Genomic DNA, 18,858 nt, shown 5'->3' with positions numbered 1-18,858 from the left:
CCCGAACGGGGCGGGAGACCCGGATCGGAAAACCGGCGCCGCGAGGCGCCAAGCGACAGCGACGTTCAGCAGAGGCTCGACACCATGGCCATCTCCCTCCAGGCGCCGGACATCCGGGAACTCAAGCCCCGCATCACCGTCTTCGGCGTCGGCGGTGCCGGCGGCAACGCGGTCAACAACATGATCGAATCGGGCCTGCTCGGCTGCGAGTTCGTGGTGGCCAACACCGACGCCCAGGCGCTGACCTCCTCGAAGGCCGAGCGCGTCATCCAGATGGGCCTGAACGTCACCCAGGGCCTGGGCGCCGGCTCGCATCCGGAGGTCGGCTCGGCCGCCGCCGACGAGGTGATCGACGAGATCCGCGACCAGCTCTCGGGCGCCCACATGTGCTTCATCACCGCCGGCATGGGCGGCGGCACCGGCACCGGCGCGGCCCCGGTCATCGCCCGGGCGGCCCGGGACATGGGCATCCTCACGGTCGGCGTCGTCACCAAGCCGTTCCAGTTCGAGGGCGTCCGCCGGATGCGCACGGCCGAATCCGGCATCCAGGAGCTGCAGGCGGCGGTCGACACCCTGATCGTCATCCCGAACCAGAACCTGTTCCGGGTCGCCAACGAGAAGACCACCTTCGCCGACGCCTTCGCCATGGCCGACCAGGTGCTCTACTCGGGCGTGGCCTGCATCACCGACCTGATGGTCAAGGAAGGCCTCATCAACCTCGACTTCGCCGACGTCCGGGCGATCATGCGCGGCATGGGCAAGGCGATGATGGGCACCGGCGAGGCGTCGGGCGAGAAGCGCGCCAACCGCGCCGCGGAAGCCGCCATCGCCAACCCGCTCCTCGACGACGTGTCGATGAAGGGCGCCCGCGGCCTGCTGATCTCGATCACCGGCGGCTCGGACCTCACCCTCTACGAGCTCGACGAGGCCGCCACCCGCATCCGCGAGGAGGTCGATCAGGACGCCAACATCATCCTGGGCGCCACCTTCGACGAGAGCCTCGACGGCATCATCCGCGTGTCGGTGGTCGCCACCGGCATCGAGCCGGCGCTGATCTCGGCGAACTCGCCCAACAACCCGGCCGTCGCCGAGACCGAGCAGCGCATCGCCGAGGTGGCCGAGCGCCTGCGCGCCGAGGCCCGCGCCCGCGCCTCCTCGCCGGTGCCGAGCATCCGCACGGACTCCGTCGCCCACAGCCACGCGCACGCCCACTCCCCGGTCCAGGCCCCGGCCGCGCCGGTCGCCGCCGCGCCGTCCGCCCCCGCCATCGAGCCGCGCATGGACGTGCGGCCCGAGCCGGTGCCGGTCGCCACCCGCGACGACGTCATGCTGGCCCAGGTGCAGCCGCGGGCGGCCTCCCCGTTCGTGCCGGCCCCGGTCGCCCCGCGTCCGGAGCCCGCGGCGCAGATGCATGCCGGCCCGTTCGTGCCGCCCCGCCCCGAGGCGCCCATCGGCACCCCGGCCGTGGCCCGCGCCCCGCGGATGCCGCAGATCCACGAGCTGCCCCCCATCGCCCAGACCCAGCTGATGGCGAACCGGGCCGCCGAGGATTCCGCGCCGGAATCGAAGCGCACCTCGCTGCTGCGCCGCCTCGCCACCGTCGGCTTCGGCGGACGCCGTGAGGACGAGGGCGTGGCCCCCGCCCGCCCGGCCGCGCCCCCGGCTCCCCCGGCCCCGGCCCCGGCCGCCTACCAGCCGCCGCTGCCCCCGGCCCCCCGCGCCCCGGCGCCCCAGGCCCCGCAATACCGCCCGGCCCAGGGCTCCCTCGACGGCCAGGGCCGGGCGATGCCCCAGCCCCGGATGATGGACGACGATCAGCTCGAGATCCCGGCCTTCCTCCGCCGCCAGGCCAACTGAACCACTCGTCCGGCCTCGACATTCAACCTCACGTTGTGCAACTCCTTGGGTTGCACGGCGTGGGGTCGTCGCGTTCCGGTGCCGTGGCCATGCGGATGATGCATCCGTGCCACAGATCGGCCCCGGTTCCGCCCCGCGGTAACCAAATTTTAAACCATTGTGACCGCTCGATTTTATCCGTTTCCCACAGCCGCCGGGCTTGTAACACGCGGTAAGAATCCGTGATTTGGCTGGCTTGCACAGCGCGGCTATAGCTAATCCCGTAAGAACGAATGTGCCGCGGGGATACAACCTGTCAGCGGTATCAGGGGCATCAAGCAGCGGACGGATCGAAGCGCGCGCCATCTCCCCCGAAGGAGGTGGCGAAGCCGGATTGCGGCCGAGGGCTCAGGAATGCGATCGAACAATCAGACCACCCTCAAGGCGGCGGCCACGCTCTCGGGCGTCGGAGTCCACTCCGGAAACCCGGCGGCGATCACCCTCCGGCCCGCCCCCGCCAACCACGGCATCGCCTTCCACCGCACCGGCACCCCCCTCGGCAACGACCGCATCATCAAGGCCCACCACGCCCTCGTCTCCGCCACCGAGCTGTGCACCGTGATCGGTGACGTCGAGACCGGGGCCGTGGCCACGATCGAGCATCTGATGTCCGCCCTGTTCGGGCTCGGCATCGACAACGCCCTGGTCGAGATCGACGGGCCCGAGCTCCCCATCCTCGACGGGTCGGCCAAGCTCTTCGTGGAGGCCATCGACCGGGTCGGGCTGACCACCTGCGGCGCCCCCCGGCGCTGGCTCAAGGTCCTGCGCCCGGTGCGCATCGAGGTGGGCCGGGCCTTCGCCGAGCTGCGCCCCATCGACCGGGGCTTCCGCCTCGACGTCGAGATCGATTTCGACAACCCGGTGATCGGACGCTCGCGCAAGGCCATGGACCTGTCGCCGGCGTCCTATCGCCGTGAGGTCGCGGATGCCCGCACCTTCGGCATGATGAAGGACGTGGAGCGCTACTGGAAGGCGGGCTTCGCCCTGGGCGCCTCGCTGGAGAACACCGTCGCCGTCGGCGAGAACGGTGTCGTCAACCCCGAGGGGCTGCGCTTCCCGGACGAGTTCGTCCGCCACAAGATCCTCGACGCGGTGGGCGACCTCGCCCTCGCCGGCCTGCCGATCCAGGGGGCCTACCGCTCCTATTGCGGCGGCCACCGCATGAATGTCGGCGTGCTCTCGGCCCTGTTCTCGGACCGCGCCAACTACGCGATCGTGGAGGCCGCCGGCTCCCGCCAGGGCACCCTGGTCGAGCTCGGCACGAGCCTCGGCCTCGCCGCCTTCGCCGCCGACGTCTGAGGCGACCCTCCGGGGCCGCCCCGGGGCTGTGTCCGGCGCATCACACCGCGCATCCGAAGCGAAACGCCTCACCATCGCCGCTTTCGCGCCCGAATCGAACGTCACGGATGAAACGCCCGTCAACGGCGGGTCCGGCTCCCCGGGGCCGGAGACCACCACGGGTTGGCATCCCGGCGGCGAGAACCGCTCCGGGTGGGGGAAAGAGCGCGAGAATGCCTGTCACCATTCGTCATCGCGGCCTCACGGCTCTGGCGGCTCCGCTCGTGGCCGTGCTGGGCCTGGGCCTCGGCGGCTGCGACTTCGATCCGACCGGCCTCTTCGCCGAGAAGTACAAGCCCGAGGTCGTGCCGGACGTTCCCGCCGACAAGCTCTACAGCGAGGGCTTGGCGAAGATGGAGGACAGTGACTACGAGGGCGCCGTCAAGAAGTTCGACAGCCTCGACAAGACGTACCAGTATTCCGACTGGTCGCGGAAGGCGCTGTTGATGACGGCTTACGCGAATTACGAAGGCCAGAAGTACGACGACGCGATCAACGCCTCGAAACTGTACCTGCAGCGGCACCCGTCCAGCAAGGATGCGGCCTACGCGCAGTACCTGATCGCCATGTCGAACTACAAGCAGATCCCGGACGTGACGCGCGACCAGGACCGCTCGGAGAAGGCCCTCGTGGCCCTGCAGGAGCTGGTCCAGCGCTACCCGACCTCCGAATACGCCGCGGACGCCAAGGCCAAGATCCAGATCACCCGCGACCAGCTCGCCGGCAAGGAGATGGAGATCGGCCGCTACTACCTGGAGAAGCGCAACTTCCCGGCGGCGATCAACCGGTTCCGCGACGTGGTCTCGAAGTACCAGACCACCCGCCATGCCGAGGAGGCCCTGGAGCGCCTGACCGAGGCCTACTGGGCGCTCGGCATCCCGCAGGAGGCGCAGAACGCCGCCGCGGTGCTCGGCCACAACTTCCCCGACTCGCCCTGGTACAAGGACGCCCACGCGCTCCTGGCCAGCAACGGCCTGGAGCCGCGGGAGGAGAAGACCTCGTTCCTCTCGAAGGCGTTCCGCTCCATCACCGGGCGCACCGCGTCGGCGGATTAGGCCCGGCCGCTCTTCCACCCTCGTCGTCGTTGCGAAGCAATCCAGGGCAGCGGGCCGTCTCAGGGCGGGGCGCATCCCCGGATTGCTTCACTGCGTTCGCGAGGACGGGAGTGGCCAGGGGTGACGTGCCGGCGCCTTCCGGGGCGCCGGCCAATTTTTAAGGTGAATCGCGCCCTCGCCCGGCTTATGTGTGCTCTCCGTTGCCGGGGGTGCGCCCCCGGTCCCCCCCGTCCCCTGGGATGCCCCGCCGCAGCATGCTCGCGCAGCTCGCGATCCGCGACATCGTTCTGATCGACAAGCTCGAGCTGAACTTCCGCGAGGGCCTGAGCGTCCTGACGGGGGAGACCGGCGCGGGCAAGTCGATCCTGCTCGACGCCTTCGCCCTGGCCCTGGGCGGACGGGGCGACGGACGGCTCGTGCGCTCGGGCGAGGCCCAGGGCGGCGTGACGGCGGTGTTCGACGTGCCCCTGGACCATCCCGCCCGCCGGATCGCCGCCGAGGCCGAACTCGACACCGAGGGCGACCTGATCCTGCGCCGGACGCAGATGGCGGACGGGCGCACCCGCGCCTTCGTCAACGATCAGGCGGTGGGCGTGCAGGTGCTGCGCGGCATCGGCGCGGCCCTGGTGGAGATCCACGGCCAGCACGACGACCGCGCCCTCGCCGACCCCGCCTCGCACCGGGCGATCCTCGACGCCTTCGGCGGCCCCCAGGCCCAGGCGGGCCGGGTCGCCGCCGCCGCCCGCACCCTGCGCGCCGCCCGCACCGCCTTCACCGAGCACCGGGAGCGGGTCGAGGCCGCGCGGCGGGAGGCGGACTTCCTGCGCCACGCCGTCGAGGAACTCGCCGAGCTGGCCCCCCAGCCGGGGGAGGAGGCGAGCCTCGCCGAGCGGCGCACGGTGATGCAGCAATCGGAAAAGGTCGCCCGGGAGCTGAACGAGGCCCTCGATGCGGCCGGGGGCCCGCATTCGGCCGCGCCGCACCTCTCCGCGGCCCTCCGCAAGCTGGAACGGCGGGCGGCGCTGCTGCCGGCCCTGATCGAGCCCTGCATCGGCGCCCTCGATGCGGCCCTCGTCGCCCTGGACGAGGCCCGGGCTGCCATCGAGGCGGCGGTGGCCGAGGCCGAGTTCGACCCGAGGGAGCTGGAGCGCGTCGAGGAGCGCCTGTTCGCCCTGCGCGCGGCGGCACGGAAGTACAGCGTCGCCGCCGACGACCTCGCCGACCTCGCCGGGCGTTTCGCGGCGGACGTGGCGGCCATCGACGCGGGCGAGGCGGAGCTCGCCACCCTCCAGGCTGCGCAGGACGCGGCGGAGGCCGCCTACGCCGCCGCCGCCGAGGCCCTGAGCGCCGGCCGGCGGAAGGCGGCGCGCAAGCTCGATGCGGCGGTGCAGGCGGAGCTGCCGCCCCTGAAGCTGGAGCGCGCCCGCTTCATCACCGAGATCGCCACGGACCCCGCCTCGCGGGATGCCGCGGGCATCGACCGGGTCGAGTTCTGGGCGCAGACCAACCCCGGCACCAAGGCCGGCCCGATGATGCGGGTCGCCTCCGGCGGCGAGCTGTCCCGGTTCATGCTGGCCCTCAAGGTGGTGCTGGCCGACAAGGGCTCGGCCCCGACCCTGATCTTCGACGAGATCGACACCGGCGTCGGCGGCGCGGTGGCGGATGCCATCGGCCTGCGCCTCGCCCGGCTGGCGGACACCGTGCAGGTGATCGCCGTCACCCACGCGCCGCAGGTGGCGGCCCGGGCCGCCACCCACCTGCTGATCGCCAAGGCCCCCGTGAAGGGGGCAGGGCGGGTCGCCACCCGGGTCTCCACCCTGCCGGTGGAGGACCGCCGCGAGGAGATCGCCCGGATGCTGGCGGGCGCCACGGTGACGGACGAGGCCCGCGCCGCCGCGGCCCGGCTCCTCCAGGGCGCCTGATCCCCCTGGCGGGCATGATGAATCCGGTATTCCAGGCGCGGCAAGACTGGGCCGAATCGACGCATGCGCGGTGTTAAGCTTAACGATATGTTGACGGTAACGGTCGCTTAACCAAGTCATGGGAAAGACACCATCGCTCCGCCCATCGACGGGCCGAGACGGTTTTCGGTGTGGGAGACGACCATGAGCCGGACGGTCGCCGAGACGGGAACGACCGCAGTGTCCGCGAAATCGGGGCGGGGCATCGATACGGGCCACCTCGGCCAGACCCTGCGCCGGGTCTACGAGGGCAGCATCGACACCCAGCCGATCCCCGATTCGCAGATCGACCTGCTGCTTCGCCTGCGCCACAAGGAACGGGACCGGCGCCAGGCCATCTAGGGCGCCCCGCCGCTACCAGCGGCGCGCGCCGGGCCTCCGCCCGTATTCCGCGGCCCTGATCCGGGTGAGCACCCGGTCGAGGCTGACGAGGAGTTCGGCCTCCTCCCGCTGGGCGTCGGCGGCGTCGGCCGCGCTGCTCGCGAACCGCCGCCGGACCTGGGCGAGGGCCAAGCCCCGTTCCAGCGTCTCGCGCTCCCCGTGAAGGTCGAGCCACGCCGCGTCCTGGCCCTCGCCCTCTTCCGCCGGCCCTGTCTCCACGGTTCCCGTCCCCTTCCAGACCGGTCCCTCCGTCGCGGGCACCCGAAGTCCGACAGGGGACAAACGCGGTGGGCGGCGTTCCCGCTCCATGCCGGCGACCGGCGATGGGCCGAAGCCGGAACGAATCGAAAAATCAGATCCTTAACCGGCCCCGCCGGGGCGTGCGCCCCCGGCCGTGTCATCCCTCTGTCATACGCGCGTCGTACCGCCCCCACGCCGGCCGGACCTTTCGAGCCCCGTGGATGTGCGCCAAATCGCCCCAGGCGGTGGCGCACCCGACCGAGACGGAGACACCCTTGAGACCCTTCGCTTACGCGCTCGCCCTTGGCCTCGCGACGGCCCAGCTCGCCTCCGCAGCCCTCGCCGCCGACATCACCGGCGCAGGGGCCACCTTCCCCTTCCCGGTCTACTCCAAGTGGGCCGAAGCCTACCGCAAGGAGACCGGCACCGGCCTGAACTACCAGTCGATCGGTTCCGGCGGCGGCATCAAGCAGATCCAGGCCAAGACCGTCGATTTCGGCGCCACCGACGCCCCGCTCAAGGGCGAGCAGCTGGCCAAGGACGGCCTCGTCCAGTTCCCGACCGTGATGGGCGGCGTCGTCACCGTGGTGAACATCCCCGGCATCGAGGCGGGCAAGCTCAAGCTCACCGGCGACATCATCGCCGACATCTACGCCGGCAAGATCTCCAAGTGGAGCGATGCGCGCATCGCCAAGCTGAACGAGGGCGTGAAGCTTCCCGACGCCAACGTGACGCCGGTCTACCGCTCGGACGCCTCGGGCACGACCAACATCTTCACGACCTACCTCACCCAGGCCTCCGAGGCCTGGAAGAAGGAGTTCGGCGCCGCCACGACGATCTCCTGGCCCGTGGGCCAGGGCGGCAAGGGCAACGAGGGCGTGACCGCCACCGTGAAGCAGGTCCCGAACTCGATCGGCTACGTCGAGTCGGCCTACGCCAAGCAGAACAAGCTGGCCTACACCCTGATCCAGAACAAGGACGGCAAGTTCCCCGAGCCGACCGACAAGGCGTTCCAGGCGGCCGCCGCCGCCGCCGACTGGAAGGCCGCCCCCGGCTTCGGCATCTCGCTCACCAACGCGGCGGGCGCGGAATCCTGGCCGATTACCGCCGCCACCTTCATCCTCGTCCACAAGCAGCCGGTGGATGCGGCCAAGGCCGGCGACGTCCTGAAGTTCTTCGACTGGGCGTACAAGAACGGCGACAAGCTCGCCTCCGACCTCGACTACGTCCCGCTGCCGGACAACGTCGTCGGGCTGATCCACGAGGAGTGGAAGTCCGTGACGGACAAGGACGGTAAGCCGGTGTTCGGCATGTGATCGCGCGGGGAGGGGGTTCGGCAACCCCCTCCCTCGCCTCGTGGGACCACCCACGATAACACTCCCGGACCTCAGAGAAGTGCGGATGCCCGCTGTGACGCAATCCATCGCCCTCGCCGAGCCGCGCCGCGCCGCGCGCAAGGGACCGAGCCGGGGCCTCGACACGGTGTTTCGCCTCTGCTCCTACGGGGCGGCGCTCATCGTCCTCCTCGTGCTCGCGGGGATCCTCGGATCGATCGTCTACGGCGGGTGGCCGGCCTTCCGCGAGTTCGGGTTCGGCTTCCTCACCTCCAGCGCCTGGAACATCGGCACCGAGCAGTACGGCGCCCTGGTCGCCGTCCTCGGCACCGTCGCCTCCGCCTTCCTGGCCCTGCTCATCGGCGTGCCGGTGTCGCTGGGCATCGCGATCTTCCTCACGCAGCTCTGCCCCGGCTGGGCGCGCAAGCCGGTGGCCATGACGATCGAGCTGCTCGCCGCCGTGCCGAGCATCATCTACGGCATGTGGGGCCTGTTCATCTTCGCGCCGCTCTTCGCGCGGTTCGTGCAGATCCCGCTCTCGAACGTCGTCGAGGGCATGCCGATCCTCGGCACCGTGCTCTACGCCCGGGTGCCCTCCGGCGTCGGCGTGTTCACCGCGGGCGTCATCCTCGCGATCATGATCGTGCCGTTCATCGCCTCGATCGCCCGCGACATGCTGGACCAGATCCCGACCGTGCTGCGCGAGAGCGCCTACGGCATCGGCTGCACCACCTGGGAGGTGGTGCGCCACGTGCTGGTGCCGCAGGCGGCCGTCTCGATCATCGGCGCCATCATGCTGGGCCTCGGCCGGGCGCTGGGCGAGACCATGGCGGTGACCTTCGTGGTCGGCAACGCCAACCGGCTCTCGGCCTCGATCTTCGACCCGTCCTCGACCATCGCGTCGCGGATCGCCAACGAGTTCAACGAGGCGGACGGCCTGCAGCTCAACGCCCTGATGGCGCTCGGCTGCATCCTGTTCGTCATCACCTTCATCGTGCTCATCATCGCGCGGCTGCTGACCCGCCGCGTCCGGGCCGCCTGAGGAGCGCCGTCACCATGGACGCCGTCAACACCCTCGCGATGAGCCCCTCCCGCGGAAGCCGGGTCCGGCCCGGACGCCGCATCGCGGACCGGATGCTCCGCGTCTCCTGCCTCGTCGCCACCGTGGTCGGCGCCGTGGTGCTCGGGTCGATCCTGCTGATGCTCATCGTCGAGGGCATCCGCGGCTTCTCGCCGGCCCTGTTCACGCAGCCGACCCCCGGGCCCGGCTCGGAGGGCGGCGGCATCGCCAACGCGATCCTCGGCAGCCTCGTGCTGACGACCATCGGCATTGTGGTCGCCGCCCCGATCGGCGTGATGGCGGGGACCTTCCTCGCGGAATACGGCCGGACCTCGAAGCTCGCCGACGTGATCCGCTTCCTGAACGACATCCTGCTCTCGGCGCCCTCCATCCTGATCGGCCTGTTCGTCTACACCCTGATGGTGCGGCCGATGGGGAGCTATTCCGGCTGGGCCGGCGGCGTGGCCCTGGCGATCATCGCCGTGCCGGTGATCGTGCGGACCACGGAGGACATGCTGCGGCTGGTGCCGGGCACCCTGCGCGAGGCCGGCGCGGCGCTGGGCGCCCCGCCCTCGAAGGTGATCACCAGCGTCACGTGGAAGGCGGCCTCGGCCGGCATCGTGACGGGGATCATCCTGGCGCTGGCCCGCATCGCGGGCGAGACCGCCCCGCTGCTCTTCACGGCGCTCAACAACAATTCCTGGTTCTCCGCCAACCTGATGGGCGGCGTCGCGAACCTGCCGGTCATGATCTACCAGTTCGCCCTCTCGCCCTACCCGAACTGGCAGGGCCTGGCCTGGGCCGGGGCGCTGCTGATCACCGGGACCATCCTGGCCCTGTCGATCGTCGCCCGGCTGGTCATCAAGCCCCAGCGCTCCCGCTGATCGCCCGACGCCCGAACGCACCACGAGGACATGACGATGAACGCCGCCTCCGCGATGTCGACCGGTGACCTGACCCGCGGGGCTCCCGCGCCCGGCCGGGCCGTCCGCATCGCCGTGAAGGACCTGAACTTCTACTACGGGTCGTTCCACGGCCTGAAGAACGTCAACCTCAACTTCCACGACCGGCAGGTCACGGCCCTGATCGGCCCGTCGGGCTGCGGGAAGTCGACCCTGCTGCGGTGCTTCAACCGCATCTACAGCCTGTACCCGGAGCAGCGCGCCGAGGGCCAGATCCTGCTGGACGGCCAGAACGTCCTCGACTCCCACGTCGACCTGAACGAGCTGCGCTCGCGCATCGGCATGGTGTTCCAGAAGCCGACGCCGTTCCCGATGTCGATCTACGACAACGTCGCCTTCGGCCTGCGCCTCTACGAGAAGCTGCCGAAGGCCGAGCTCGACGTGCGCGTCGAGGAATCCCTGCGCAAGTCGGCCCTCTGGGACGAGGTGAAGGACAAGCTCAAGCAGGCCGGCACCGGCCTGTCCGGCGGCCAGCAGCAGCGCCTGTGCATCGCCCGCACCGTCGCCCAGAAGCCGGAGGTGATCCTGTTCGACGAGCCGACCTCGGCCCTCGACCCGATCTCGACCGGCCGCATCGAGGAGCTGATGGAGCAGCTGCGCGACGAGTTCACCATCGTCATCGTCACGCACAACATGCAGCAGGCGGCGCGCATCTCGCAGTACACGGCCTTCATGTATCTCGGCGAGCTGGTCGAATTCGGCCAGACGGACAAGATCTTCATGAACCCGACCGAGCGGCGCACGCAGGACTACATCACCGGCCGCTTCGGCTGATTCCCCCAAGAAGCTGATCGCGCGGAGGCCTCGCCATGCCCGGACACATCGTCTCGTCCTACGATACGGACCTGGAAGACCTGCGCCGCTCGATCTCCGAGATGGGCGGGGTCGCGGAGAAGATGACCAGCGAGGCGTCCCTCGCCCTCGTGCGCAAGGACGAGATCCTCGCGCAGACGGTGATCGCCGCCGACAAGCGCCTCGACACCCTCCAGCGGGAGATCGAGGAGAAGGCGGTGCTGCTCATCGCCCGGCGCCAGCCCCTGGCGGTCGACCTGCGTGAGACCATCTCCGCCATCCGCGTCTCGGGCGACCTCGAGCGGATCGGCGACCTCGCCAAGAACGTCGCCAAGCGCGTCATGGCGATCGCCGACAACGCCCCGGCCCAGAAGATCGTCCTCGGCGTGCGCCACATGAGCGACCTCGCCGAGGGGCAGCTCAAGGACGTCCTGGACGCCTATGCGAGCCGGGACACCAAGGCGGCGCACGACGTGTGGGCGCGGGACGGCGAGATCGACGCCCTGTACAATTCCCTGTTCCGGGAACTCCTGACGTACATGATGGAAGACCCGCGCAACATCTCGTTCTGCACGCATCTCCTGTTCTGCGCCAAGAACGTCGAGCGCATCGGCGATCACACCACCAACATCGCCGAGACGATCCATTATCTCTCCACCGGTGAGATCTTCATGGGCGACCGGCCCAAGAACGACGCCTCGAACTACGCCACCGTCGAGCCGGCGCCCTAGTGCATCGATCCAGACGAAGGCGTCAGCCGTGTCTGGAAAAATTGATGCGAAAACAAAAACCTAGGGCAGAGACGCATGAACGGAGTGAGTGCGTCACTGCCCTAGGGCGTCGTCCGCGGACCTTGGATCCGGTGTCCCCGCGGCTCAGTGGGGGTCCCCTTCCCCTCGTGGGGATGAAGCCCCTGTCGGGCGGGGCCGAGAGGGGCGGGGAGGAGCGTGCGTCGGCCCTCTCGGTCCAGGGTTTCCGGAAAACGCCCGGGGCCCGATCCGGGACCCCGCCGAGGCCGGCGGCCATCGCCGTGTAGGGAGCCTGCCCGGCCGCATCCCGGTCCCGGGTGTCTGGCCGGAAAGGTTTGGGGGAACGGATCGCCCGTCGTGATCCGCCCCGCCTTCGCGGGCGCGCGGACGTCTCGGCCGGACCTCCCGGTGCCGTCGCGCCGGGGCGGCCCCGGAGGAGGGCGAGGGGGGAACGGGAGCACTGCGGACCCGTGCTCTCCTGTCGATCGCGCGAAACCCGGGCTTGGATCCGGCCGCGCAGCGTATCAGCGTTGCCCGAACCCTCGGTCGCCTCCGGCCGGGGGGAACCGGCGTGGAATGGACCATCGGCCATGCGTGTCCTGATCGTCGAGGACGAAGAGGCGCTCACCACCCTCCTGCGCTACAACCTCGAGGCGGAGGGGTTCTCCGTCGATGCCGCTTCCCGCGGCGACGACGCGGAGCTTCTCCTCGCCGAGCGCACCCCGGACCTCGTCCTGCTCGACTGGATGCTGCCGGGCCTGTCCGGCATCGAGCTCTGCCGCCGCATCCGGGCCCGGCGGGAGACCGAGCGGCTGCCGGTGATCATGCTCACGGCCCGCGGCGAGGAGGGCGACCGGGTGCGCGGCCTCGGGACCGGGGCGGACGACTACATCGTCAAGCCGTTCTCGGTGCCGGAGCTGCTGGCGCGGGTCCGCGCCCTCCTGCGCCGGGCCAAGCCCGCCCACGTGGCCGACCGCCTGGCGGCGGGCGACATCGAGCTGGACCGCACCGGCCACCGGGTCCGGCGCGGCGGGACCGAGCTGCATCTCGGCCCGACGGAGTTCCGGCTGCTGGAATTCCTGATGCTCAGCCCCGGCCGGGTCTTCTCCCGGGAACAGCTCCTCGACGGGGTCTGGGGGCACGACGTCTACATCGACGAGCGCACCGTCGACGTCCATGTCGGGCGCCTGCGCAAGGCCCTCAACGGCCCGCGCCAGACCGACCCGATCCGCACCGTGCGCGGCTCGGGCTACGCCTTCGACGAGACGTTCTCCCTGGAGCCGTGACGCCCGCGTCCTCGCCCGCGGAGGGGGCCGGGGCGCCGCCCGGTTCCGGGGGGACCCGCGCTCCGGCGGCGTCTCACTCCGTTCGCGCGGGAGGCGGGGCGTCCCGGTCGAGCGCCGCGCTGTGGGGGCGGTCGGGGATCGCCGCCAGCGCCGCGAGCACCGTCCCCTCGGTGAGGATCTGCGGCAGGACCTGCGGCGGGCCGGCATCGGCGTAGAGCAGGTAGAGGGGGACGCCGCTGCGGCCGTGCTCCTCCAGCAGGCGGGTGATCTCGGGGTTCTGGTTGGTCCAGTCGCCCTTCAGGGAGGCGATGCCCTTGGCCTTCATCGCCGCCCGCACCGCCGGCCGCGACAGGGACGTGGTCTCGTTGACGGCGCAGGTGATGCACCACGCCGCCGTCATGTTCACGAAGACCGGCCGCTTGGCCTCGCGCAGGGCGTCGAGCCGGGCCCGGCTGAACGGCTCCGTCCCCTCCGCGGAGGCCTGCGCCGGGGCGGCGGCCCCGGGCTGGTGGGCGAGGCCGAGGCCGAGGGTCGCCACGGCGATGATCGCGAGGCCCGCGAGCCCCTGGAAGATCCGCTCGCCCAGGGGCGTCGCCCCGCGGCTGCGCTCCCAGGCCCAGGCGGCGAAGCCGACGAGGACCACGCCGAGCAGGGCGGCGAGCAGCCCCCGGGCATCGACCTGCTGCGCCAGCACCCAGATCAGCCACGCCGCCGTGGCGTAGACCGGGAAGGCCAGCGCCTGCTTCAGCGTCTCCATCCAGGCCCCCGGCCGCGGCAGCACCCGCAGGGCGGAGGGCCACAGGGTCAGCGCCAGGAAGGGCAGGGCGAGGCCGAGGCCCAGCGCGGCGAAGACCGCCAGCGCCACGGCGGCCCCCTGCGTCAGGGCGAAGCCCACCGCCGCGCCCATGAACGGCGCGGTGCAGGGCGTCGCCACCACCGTGGCGAGCACCCCCGTGAAGAACGAGCCCGGCAGGCCGGAGCGGCGGGCGAGCCCGTCGCCGATCCCGGCGAAGCGACCCCCGAGGGAGTAGACGCCGGACAGGCTCAGCCCCACCGCCACGAGCAGGTAGGCGAGCCCCGCCACGACCGGCGGCGACTGGAGCTGGAAGCCCCAGCCGAGGCTCGCCCCGCCGCCCTTCAGGGCGATCAGCAGGCCGGCGAGGCCGAGGAAGCTCGCCAGCACGCCGGCGGTGTAGGCGAGGCCGTGCAGCCGCACCCGCCCGAGGCTCTCGCCGGACTGGCGCACCAGCCCCAGCACCTTGATCGACAGGACCGGGAACACGCAGGGCATCAGGTTGAGGATCAGCCCCCCGAGCAGGGCGAGGCCGATCGCCGCCAGCAGGGTCGGCCGGTCCGCCGCCGGGACGGGCGGGGCGCCGGCCACCGCCGGGGGGGCGAGGGCGGCGGAGGGCACCTGAGCCGGCTCGTCGCCATAGGCGAAAGCGAGGCGGCTAGGGCCGTTGCCCGTGTCCTCCTCCACCGTCAGCACGCCGGGCAGGGAGAGGGGGAAGGTCTTGTCGTCGCCCCGTGTCAGGCTCAGGTGCAGGCCCTGGTCATCGACGGTGAGACCCTGCTCGGCGGCGTTGTCGAGGGCGGTCTCGCCGTAGGGGAAATAGGCGGCGGACTTGATCGAGTCCGCCCGCAGGCCGCCCGTGGCGAAGTCCAGGCGGATGCGGTCGCCCTCTCGGGACAGGCGCATCGGCCAGACGGGGGCGACGGGCAGGGCCGCCCGCGCCCGGTTGAACAGGGCGTCGTTGGCGGGGTCCGGCGTCGGCTTGCCGACCGGAAGGGTCAGGGCGAGGTCGGCCGAGCCCGGCACGCATTCGGTCTCGCAGACGAGGTAGGTGAGCTTGCCCGACAGGCGCACCGGCTCGGCGGGGTCGAGGCTCGGCGGCGGGGTGACGGGGACGAGGAGCGTCACCTCGCCCTCGTAGCCGTAGTTCATCAGCGTCGCGATCGGGATCCGGTGCGGCGCGGGCCAGCGGATCCCGCCCGTGCCGAAGCCGGCGGGCATGGTCCACGTCACCTCGGGCGGCAGGCCGGAATCGCCCGGGTTGCGCCAGTAGACGTGCCAGCCGGGCTTGAGCTGCATCCGGATGGCCAGGGTGAAGGGCGTCCCCCCCGCCAGGGCCGCCGGTTCGGCCACGAGGCTCGCCCGGACGAGGTCCGCCGGGGGGCGGAAGCCCTGCGCCAGGGACGGGCCGAGGCCGAGGCAGGCGAGGATCAGGAGAAGGCGGGCGATCATACGGGGCTCTTCGCGCCGGAGGGCCGGAGGTTTCTCGCGTGCCCCACCGGCTTTTATGGGGCGGGCCGTCCCCGGAGAAGGCGCGTCCCCGGATCGCCTCGCTTCGCGCGCGGGGACGGGGGCGGATCGCGACGGCCGATCCCCCCTATCAGACCTGTCCGGCCGGGCGCTCAGGGGCCGATGGCCTCCGTCGCCCGCTCCAGCCATGCCCGCGCCGGCCCGTCCACCAGGGGCGCCAGCGCCTCGCGGACCCGGGCGTGGTAGGCGTCGATCCAGGCGCGCTCGCCCGCGTCGAGCAGGGCCGGCTCGATCAGCCGCCGGTCGTAGGGGGCCAGCGTCAGGGTCTCGAAGCCCAGCATGGGCCGCTCCCCGGCCTCGATCGCCCGGGGCTCCACGAGGACGAGGTTCTCGATGCGGATGCCGTAGCGGCCGGCGGCGTAGTAGCCGGGCTCGTTCGAGAGGATCATGCCCGGCTCCAGGGCGACGGTGCCGGTCTTGGCGATGCGCTGCGGCCCCTCGTGCACCGAGAGGAAGGCGCCGACGCCGTGGCCCGTCCCGTGGTCGAAATCCAGCCCGGCCCGCCACAGGGGCGCCCGGGCGAAGGCGTCGATCTGCGCCCCCGTCGTGCCCTGCGGGAAGACGGCGCGGGAGATGGCCACGTGGCCCTGCAGCACCCGCGTGTAGCGGTCGCGCATCTCCGGCGTCGGGGTGCCGATGGCCAGGGTGCGGGTGATGTCGGTGGTGCCGTCCGGGTACTGCGCCCCCGAATCGACCAGGAACAGGTCGCCCGGCCGCACCGTCCGGTCGGTCTCCCGCGTCACCCGGTAGTGGACGATGGCCCCGTTCGGCCCCGAGCCGGAGATGGTCGGGAAGGAGACGTCGCGCAGGTCGCCGCCCGCCGCGCGGAAATCCTCCAGCGCCTCGACGGCGGCGATCTCGGTGAGGCCGCCCTGCGCGGCGGCGGCGTCGAGCCAGGCGAGGAAGCGGACCACGCTCGCCCCGTCGCGGCGGTGGGCGGCCCGGGTGCCGGCGATCTCGGCCGCGTTCTTCACGGCCTTCATGGCGGTGATCGGATCCTTGCCGACATCGACCGTGCCGCCGGCCGCCTCGACCCGCTCCTTGAGGGCGACGGCCCCCGTCGCCCCGTCGAGGCGCACCCGGGCGCCCGCGAGGGTGGACAGGCCCTCGTCGAGGTCGAGGCGCGGGGCGATCCCGGCGACGGGGTCCAGGGCCGCGGTCAGGGCGGGGTCGATGTCGTCCGAGGCGAGGAACAGGCGCGCCCGGCCCTCCCGCGGCAGGATCGCGTAGCCGAGCGCCAGGGGCGTGTGGCCGACATCGGCGCCGCGCAGGTTGAACGCCCAGGCGAGGTTGTGCGGATCCGAGATCACCAGGGCGTCGCAGGAATCGGCCGCCAGCGCCGCCCGCACCCGGGCGAGCTTGTCCGCCGCCGTCTGCCCGGCCAGCGCCTCGGGGTGGGCCGAGACCCGGCCGGCCGGGGGCTTCGGCCGCCCGGCCCAGCAGGAATCGACCGGGTTCTCGGCGAGCGCCCGCAGGGTGCCCCCGGCCCTGGCCGCCGCCCGCTCCAGCCGTGCGACGCCGTCCGGCGTGTGCAGCCACGGGTCGTAGCCCAGCACCCGGTCGCGGCCGAGATGCTCGGCGATCCACGCCTCCGCAGTCTGCTCCGCGAGGGGCACCACGCTCACCGCGCCGGTGTCGACCTGGGCGGGGGCCTGGAGGGTGTAGCGCCCGTCGACCACGAGGGCGGCGGCCTCCGCCAGGATCACGGCCGAGCCGGCCGAGCCGGTGAAGCCCGTGAGCCACGCGAGCCGTTCGGCGTTGGCCGGCACGTATTCCGACTGGTGCTCGTCCGCCCGCGGCACGACGAACCCGTCGATCCCGGCCTCGCGCAGGGCCGCCCGCAGGGCGGCGATCCGCTCGGGCCCCTTGCGATGGCTCGGATCGTCGAAGGTCTGGAGGCGGCGGCGGGGCTCGGTCATGCCCCGAGCCTATCGCCCGCGGCGGGCGGCGGGCAAATGGATTTCCCCATAGGCGCCTCCTCCACGGACGACTCGGGGCCCCCCTCTCCCCGCGTCTTGCGGGGAGAGGGGGCCGGCCCTCAGCGCCGCGCCCGCCCCCGCGCCGCGGCCCCGCCCCGGCGCAGGACGAGGTGGACCCAGCCCTCGATCGTGCCGCGCTGCGACAGGGCGAAGCCCTGGTGGCGGTAGGCGGAGAGGACGCCCGGCACGTCCCGCTCGATCAGGCCGGACAGGACGAGGGTCCCGCCCCGGGCCACCACGGCGGACAGGCTCGGGGCCAGGAGCCGCAGGGGCTTGGCGAGGATGTTGGCGAAGACGAGGTCGAAGTGCCGGGGCCGGGCGGCCATGCGGTGGCGGGTGCCGGCCGCGTGGTAGAGCTTCAGCCACGGCCCCAGGCCGTTGAGGCGGGCGTTCTCCCGGGCGGTGAGCACCGCCTCCCCGTCGAGGTCCCCCGCCACCACCGGCCGGCGCAGGTCCATGGCGGCGGCGAAGGCGAGGATGCCCGTGCCCGTGCCCACGTCGAGGACGTGGCGCGGCCGGCGGCGCTTCCGCTCGGCGACGAAGGCCTGCAGGCATCCCAGCGTCGTGCCGTGGTGGCCGGTGCCGAAGGCGAGCGCCGCCTCGATCTCGATGGCGAGGTCGTTCGTCCGCCGCGACTCCCGGTCGTGCGCGCCGTGGATCAGGAAGCGGCCGGCCCGGACCGGCTTCAGCCCCTCCAGAGAGGCGCGCACCCAATCCTGCTCGGCGATGGTGCGGAACTCGGCCTCGTCGGCCGCCGGGCCGATGACCGGGCGGATCAGGTCGCGGACGAACGCCTCGTCCGGCGCGTCGGCGAAATAGGCTTCGAGCCGCCACGTCTTGCCGTCCGCATCCTCGAAGGCGGCCACCGCCGTGTCCGTGGGATCGAACATCTCGCCGAGCAGGTCCGTCATCGCCCGCGCCGACCTCTCGTCGGTGTCGAGGCGCAGGATGTGAGTCGGTCGGTGGGGCGGCAGACCTTCGAGCATGGCGGCGATGTAAGCGCCCCGGCGCCCCCTGTCACAGGGGAATCCGCACGATCCCGGGTTCTTGCCGCGGGTTCTTGCTGAGTGTTCCCGCCGCGACGTCGCGCAACGCCCGCCGCGAATCGCGGGCGGAGTGCCTGGGATTGCGGCATCGTGACCGTCCGTTCACCACATGGGCCCGGAACCGGCGCCCGGGGCCGACGTTTTTGCCGGCTTCGTGACGAAGTCGTTCGAGGGATGCGTAAGAGTGATGCGTTCGAATCGTCCCCTCCCTGGCCAGCCCGGCCCGCATGGGCCGATCGTTCTGGCGCCGCCGTCGCCCCGGCGGCGTGACGCGCATTTCGGGGCGCCGCTGCCCGATTCGCCCCTGCCGGGCCGCCTCCTGGTGGCGTTGAGCCGCCTGCACCGGGCGGAGGACGCCCCCGCCAAAGCCACTGAGAACGGCTGATTCGCCCTCCCGCCGCCCCGTCCGGCGCCGGGGCGGCCTTGCCGCCGGGCGCACCGGCCATAAGATCGTCG

16 protein-coding genes are annotated in these 18,858 nt (G+C 72.1%); 12 read left to right on the top strand and 4 right to left on the bottom strand.

Annotated elements, in window-relative coordinates:
• The first annotated feature begins 84 nt into the window (after positions 1–84).
• The 5 genes from ftsZ (at position 85) to MKK53_RS20800 (ending at position 6,592) form a co-directional block, all read left to right on the top strand.
• Positions 85–1,857, top strand: a complete 1,773-nt coding sequence (ftsZ, locus tag MKK53_RS20820) for a cell division protein FtsZ (protein WP_243930678.1) — start codon at positions 85–87, stop codon at positions 1,855–1,857.
• Positions 1,858–2,250: 393 nt separating this feature from the next.
• Positions 2,251–3,195 carry a UDP-3-O-acyl-N-acetylglucosamine deacetylase gene (lpxC, locus tag MKK53_RS20815; protein ID WP_243930677.1) on the top strand — a complete coding sequence of 315 codons (945 nt, stop codon included), beginning with the start codon at positions 2,251–2,253 and terminating at the stop codon, positions 3,193–3,195.
• A 212-nt stretch (positions 3,196–3,407) separates the two neighbouring features.
• On the top strand, positions 3,408–4,289 hold the full coding sequence (locus MKK53_RS20810) for an outer membrane protein assembly factor BamD (protein ID WP_243930676.1): 882 nt from the start codon (positions 3,408–3,410) through the stop codon (positions 4,287–4,289).
• A 254-nt stretch (positions 4,290–4,543) separates the two neighbouring features.
• Positions 4,544–6,211, top strand: coding sequence for a DNA repair protein RecN (gene recN / locus MKK53_RS20805; RefSeq protein WP_243930675.1), 1,668 nt, complete (start codon positions 4,544–4,546; stop codon positions 6,209–6,211).
• A gap of 183 nt (positions 6,212–6,394) precedes the next feature.
• A complete protein-coding gene (locus tag MKK53_RS20800; RefSeq protein ID WP_243930674.1) occupies positions 6,395–6,592 on the top strand; it encodes a hypothetical protein in 198 nt (65 codons plus the stop codon).
• 12 nt (positions 6,593–6,604) lie between these two features.
• Here MKK53_RS20800 and MKK53_RS20795 read toward each other — a convergent pair whose 3' ends face one another.
• Entirely contained in the window at positions 6,605–6,850 is a 246-nt protein-coding gene (locus MKK53_RS20795; RefSeq protein ID WP_243930673.1) for a hypothetical protein, read from the bottom strand.
• Between the two features lie 296 nt (positions 6,851–7,146).
• Between MKK53_RS20795 and pstS the strand changes: the two genes are divergently transcribed.
• The 6 genes from pstS to phoB all read left to right on the top strand — a co-directional run bounded on the left by pstS (position 7,147) and on the right by phoB (position 13,054).
• Positions 7,147–8,187: a phosphate ABC transporter substrate-binding protein PstS gene (pstS, locus tag MKK53_RS20790; RefSeq protein ID WP_243930672.1), complete on the top strand. Its 1,041-nt coding sequence runs from the start codon at positions 7,147–7,149 to the stop codon at positions 8,185–8,187.
• Between the two features lie 85 nt (positions 8,188–8,272).
• Positions 8,273–9,247, top strand: a complete 975-nt coding sequence (gene pstC, locus MKK53_RS20785) for a phosphate ABC transporter permease subunit PstC (RefSeq protein ID WP_243930671.1) — start codon at positions 8,273–8,275, stop codon at positions 9,245–9,247.
• Positions 9,248–9,261: 14 nt separating this feature from the next.
• Positions 9,262–10,149: a phosphate ABC transporter permease PstA gene (gene pstA, locus MKK53_RS20780; RefSeq protein WP_243930670.1), complete on the top strand. Its 888-nt coding sequence runs from the start codon at positions 9,262–9,264 to the stop codon at positions 10,147–10,149.
• Between the two features lie 36 nt (positions 10,150–10,185).
• Positions 10,186–11,001, top strand: coding sequence for a phosphate ABC transporter ATP-binding protein PstB (gene pstB, locus MKK53_RS20775; RefSeq protein WP_243930669.1), 816 nt, complete (start codon positions 10,186–10,188; stop codon positions 10,999–11,001).
• Between the two features lie 35 nt (positions 11,002–11,036).
• Positions 11,037–11,750 (top strand): phosphate signaling complex protein PhoU, encoded by a 714-nt coding sequence (phoU, locus tag MKK53_RS20770; protein WP_243930668.1) that lies wholly within the window; start codon positions 11,037–11,039, stop codon positions 11,748–11,750.
• A 608-nt stretch (positions 11,751–12,358) separates the two neighbouring features.
• Positions 12,359–13,054 carry a phosphate regulon transcriptional regulator PhoB gene (gene phoB, locus MKK53_RS20765; RefSeq protein WP_243930667.1) on the top strand — a complete coding sequence of 232 codons (696 nt, stop codon included), beginning with the start codon at positions 12,359–12,361 and terminating at the stop codon, positions 13,052–13,054.
• A 73-nt stretch (positions 13,055–13,127) separates the two neighbouring features.
• Here the strand turns inward: phoB and MKK53_RS20760 are convergent, their stop codons facing one another.
• The 3 genes from MKK53_RS20760 to MKK53_RS20750 form a co-directional block, all read right to left on the bottom strand.
• Positions 13,128–15,299, bottom strand: a complete 2,172-nt coding sequence (locus tag MKK53_RS20760; RefSeq protein WP_243930666.1) for a protein-disulfide reductase DsbD family protein — start codon at positions 15,297–15,299, stop codon at positions 13,128–13,130.
• Positions 15,300–15,469: 170 nt separating this feature from the next.
• Positions 15,470–17,296, bottom strand: a complete 1,827-nt coding sequence (locus MKK53_RS20755) for an aminopeptidase P family protein (protein ID WP_243930665.1) — start codon at positions 17,294–17,296, stop codon at positions 15,470–15,472.
• A 119-nt stretch (positions 17,297–17,415) separates the two neighbouring features.
• Entirely contained in the window at positions 17,416–18,342 is a 927-nt protein-coding gene (locus MKK53_RS20750) for a 50S ribosomal protein L11 methyltransferase (RefSeq protein ID WP_243930664.1), read from the bottom strand.
• 247 nt (positions 18,343–18,589) lie between these two features.
• Between MKK53_RS20750 and MKK53_RS20745 the strand changes: the two genes are divergently transcribed.
• A complete protein-coding gene (locus MKK53_RS20745; RefSeq protein WP_243930663.1) occupies positions 18,590–18,787 on the top strand; it encodes a hypothetical protein in 198 nt (65 codons plus the stop codon).
• Positions 18,788–18,858 lie beyond the last annotated feature (71 nt).

The sequence above is a fragment of the Methylobacterium sp. J-076 genome, from assembly GCF_022829405.1.
GTDB lineage: Bacteria > Pseudomonadota > Alphaproteobacteria > Rhizobiales > Beijerinckiaceae > Methylobacterium.
This window is presented reverse-complemented; position numbering and strand designations above follow the sequence as displayed.

Coding starts and splice junctions, on each gene's coding strand:
- ftsZ (WP_243930678.1), top strand. CDS start 85: ATGGCCATCTCCCTCCAGGCGCCGGACATCCGGGAACTCAAGCCCCGC.
- lpxC (WP_243930677.1), top strand. CDS start 2,251: ATGCGATCGAACAATCAGACCACCCTCAAGGCGGCGGCCACGCTCTCG.
- MKK53_RS20810 (WP_243930676.1), top strand. CDS start 3,408: ATGCCTGTCACCATTCGTCATCGCGGCCTCACGGCTCTGGCGGCTCCG.
- recN (WP_243930675.1), top strand. CDS start 4,544: ATGCTCGCGCAGCTCGCGATCCGCGACATCGTTCTGATCGACAAGCTC.
- MKK53_RS20800 (WP_243930674.1), top strand. CDS start 6,395: ATGAGCCGGACGGTCGCCGAGACGGGAACGACCGCAGTGTCCGCGAAA.
- pstC (WP_243930671.1), top strand. CDS start 8,273: ATGCCCGCTGTGACGCAATCCATCGCCCTCGCCGAGCCGCGCCGCGCC.
- pstA (WP_243930670.1), top strand. CDS start 9,262: ATGGACGCCGTCAACACCCTCGCGATGAGCCCCTCCCGCGGAAGCCGG.
- pstB (WP_243930669.1), top strand. CDS start 10,186: ATGAACGCCGCCTCCGCGATGTCGACCGGTGACCTGACCCGCGGGGCT.
- phoU (WP_243930668.1), top strand. CDS start 11,037: ATGCCCGGACACATCGTCTCGTCCTACGATACGGACCTGGAAGACCTG.
- phoB (WP_243930667.1), top strand. CDS start 12,359: ATGCGTGTCCTGATCGTCGAGGACGAAGAGGCGCTCACCACCCTCCTG.
- MKK53_RS20760 (WP_243930666.1), bottom strand. CDS start 15,299: ATGATCGCCCGCCTTCTCCTGATCCTCGCCTGCCTCGGCCTCGGCCCG.
- MKK53_RS20755 (WP_243930665.1), bottom strand. CDS start 17,296: ATGACCGAGCCCCGCCGCCGCCTCCAGACCTTCGACGATCCGAGCCAT.
- MKK53_RS20750 (WP_243930664.1), bottom strand. CDS start 18,342: ATGCTCGAAGGTCTGCCGCCCCACCGACCGACTCACATCCTGCGCCTC.
- MKK53_RS20745 (WP_243930663.1), top strand. CDS start 18,590: ATGCGTTCGAATCGTCCCCTCCCTGGCCAGCCCGGCCCGCATGGGCCG.